This window comes from Arcobacter sp. F155 (genome assembly GCF_004116455.1).
In the GTDB taxonomy this organism is placed as follows: Bacteria; Campylobacterota; Campylobacteria; order Campylobacterales; family Arcobacteraceae; genus Halarcobacter.
In genome coordinates this window covers 1-469 of the sequence record NZ_PDJU01000032.1, presented here as the reverse complement: position 1 = coordinate 469, position 469 = coordinate 1, and the positions used below count along the sequence as shown (strand labels likewise).

Sequence of the window (469 nt, the reverse complement as noted above, 5' to 3'; positions counted from 1 at the left end):
GGCATATATCGTGCTGTACAAACAAAAGAAGAATTCTTATCCAAGCAAACGAAGAAAATGACACAGGAATTGATGGGGGAATTTGGAGATTTAGTTGTAAATCATATGTTAGATGAGTTAGAGCAGGCTGATCCGACTTTAATAAAAAAGTTAGAAGACAAATTGAGTCAGTTAAAAAAAGAGGATTAATGGAATGAAATGGCAAATGCGTAAAATCGTATTGTTAGCAGTAATTGTTAGTACCCTCTTTTTCAGTATGTTAGTGTATTACGTTACATATCCATTTCTGTTTCAAAATAAGATGTTCTTTCTTTCAAATTTTTGCTTGTTCCAGTTAGAAAAACATATGAAAGAATTATCGCTGATTCGTATTATAATCGCTGGATTATTATTACTTACTATATTAATCGTGTGCAAAAGAATTTGGCGACAATTTTTCTATAGTAAAAAATTACAAAAAGTACTTATA

General features: G+C 30.1%; 1 protein-coding gene. It reads left to right on the top strand.

Going from position 1 to position 469, the window contains the following annotated elements:
* A partial coding sequence (locus CRV03_RS13950; RefSeq protein WP_164968677.1) for a BlaI/MecI/CopY family transcriptional regulator occupies positions 1-189 on the top strand: 189 nt, incomplete at its 5' end.
* Positions 190-469 lie beyond the last annotated feature (280 nt).